Below are 1,853 nucleotides of genomic sequence, written 5' to 3'. Positions count from 1 at the left end.
GAGCAGCTTGATCTGGTGGGGGTGATTTCGGGCGGGGCTGGCCATATCCAGGGCTTCGGCAACGACGACCTGCGCATCTTCGATCATTTCCAGAGCAGCGACCGCATGATCCGCGGCTTCGCCTATGGCGGCATCGGTCCGGCGGCCCCAGCACCCAGCGACGACCATCTCGGCGGCACCACCTATTTCAATGCCTCTGCGGAAGCCCAGTTCCCGATGCCGGTCATTCCGGAAAGCTTCGGCCTGCGCGGCGCGGTGTTCGCCGATGCGGCGACGCTCTATGGCAGCAAGATCGAGACCGCACTGGTCGATCAGTCGACGGTCGACATGCAGTGGCGCGCCTCTGTCGGCGTCGGTCTTATGTGGGCGTCGCCCTTTGGCCCGATCCGCATCGACTATGCGATTCCGGTCCTCAAGGAGGACACCGACGAGGTACAGGAATTCAACTTCGGTATATCGACCCGCTTCTGATCGGCGGGCAACGATGCTTCCGGGCCGTTGGCGTCCGGAAGAGAGTGATCCGACACTACAGCGCCGAGCGTCCTCTTGGACGCGCAAAGGACGCTGTAGAACTTTGATTTTGCGCATGATCGTTTCCGAAAATCGATTCCGATTTTCGGGGTCATGCGCTAGCTGGATATAGCTTCTGGAATGACCGATCCGGTGTTCTTCGCGCCATCACGCCGGTATACGGCTGGCGAAGTCGCGAATCTGACCGGCTCGGTGCTTGTTGATTCCGACCTCTCCGATATATCGATCGAAGCCTTGGCGCCGGCAAGCGAAGGCGGCGAGCACGCTCTTGTCTTCGTCGATGGCAGGCGCAACTTCGCGCTGATGCAATCGCTGCGGGCAGCGGCGGTTCTCTGTCCCGCCGAATTTGCCGGCAAAGCGCCGGCGGGCATCGCGGTTTTGGTCCATCCACGCCCGCAACAGGCTTTCGCGATGGTCGGACGCCTTCTTTTTCCGGCGGCTGCGACACCGGCGCCGATGACTGGCGAAACCGGTATCTCGCCGCATGCCCATGTCGATGCATCGGCGCATGTCGAGGCCGGCGCGATCGTCGAGGCCGGCGCGATCATCGGCCCCCGCGCATCTATCGGCAGCGGAACCGTCATCGCTCCTCATGCGGTCATCGGTCCCTCCTGCCAGTTCGGCCGCGACGGCTATGTCGGTCCAGGCGTCAGCATCCAGTACGCGCTTATCGGCAACCGCGTCATCATTCATGGCGGCGCCCGCATCGGCCAGGACGGTTTTGGCTTCGTGGCCGGCGCCAAGGGCCCGGAGCGCGTCCCGCAAATCGGCCGGGTCATTATCCAGGACGACGTCGAGATCGGCTCGAACACCACGGTCGATCGTGGCGCCATGTCCGACACGATCATCGGTCAAGGCACCAAGATCGACAATCTGGTGCAGATCGCTCATAACGTCCGTATCGGCCGCAACTGCATAATCGCCGGCCTTTCGGGTATTTCCGGTTCCGTAACGGTGGGCGACAACGTCACCATGGGTGGCGGTGTCGGCCTTGCAGATCACCTGACCATAGGAACAGGAGCCAAGCTTGCTGCAAGAAGCGGGTTCATGAGCAACGTCCCTGCGGGCGAGATTTGGGGTGGGTACCCAGCGCAGCCCATGGCCGAAGCCATGCGGGAGATCGCGGCTCTGCGAAGACTGGCCAGGGCGCGCAAATCCAGCGACGGAGGGAAGAACTGAGATGGTGGCGGCGACGACGCTCGAGGCGGTCGACATATTGGGGTTGATGAAGCTCCTGCCGCATCGCTATCCGTTCCTGATGATCGACCGCATCATCAGGAACGGATAGCGATGCGGCAGGAGCTTCATCAACCCCAATATGT

2 protein-coding genes and 1 pseudogene are annotated in these 1,853 nt (G+C 62.2%); all 3 read left to right on the top strand.

Going from position 1 to position 1,853, the window contains the following annotated elements; all coding sequences use genetic code 11:
- Positions 1-471, top strand: a 471-nt coding sequence (locus EOA86_RS33045) for a BamA/TamA family outer membrane protein (protein ID WP_164892253.1), incomplete at its 5' end; no start/stop codon positions are given.
- 180 nt (positions 472-651) lie between these two features.
- A complete protein-coding gene (lpxD, locus tag EOA86_RS33035) occupies positions 652-1,710 on the top strand; it encodes a UDP-3-O-(3-hydroxymyristoyl)glucosamine N-acyltransferase (RefSeq protein WP_128345402.1) in 1,059 nt (352 codons plus the stop codon).
- A gap of 1 nt (position 1,711) precedes the next feature.
- Positions 1,712-1,807, top strand: a pseudogene (locus tag EOA86_RS33030) (3-hydroxyacyl-[acyl-carrier-protein] dehydratase FabZ); the annotation flags it as partial.
- Between the last annotated feature and the right edge of the window lie 46 nt (positions 1,808-1,853).

The organism is Mesorhizobium sp. M5C.F.Ca.IN.020.32.2.1 (assembly GCF_004023105.1).
Classification (GTDB): domain Bacteria; phylum Pseudomonadota; class Alphaproteobacteria; order Rhizobiales; family Rhizobiaceae; genus Mesorhizobium; species Mesorhizobium wenxiniae.
Note: the sequence above shows the minus strand (reverse complement) of the source record. Positions and strands in the feature narration are given on the sequence as shown.

Coding starts and splice junctions, on each gene's coding strand:
- lpxD (WP_128345402.1), top strand. CDS start 652: ATGACCGATCCGGTGTTCTTCGCGCCATCACGCCGGTATACGGCTGGC.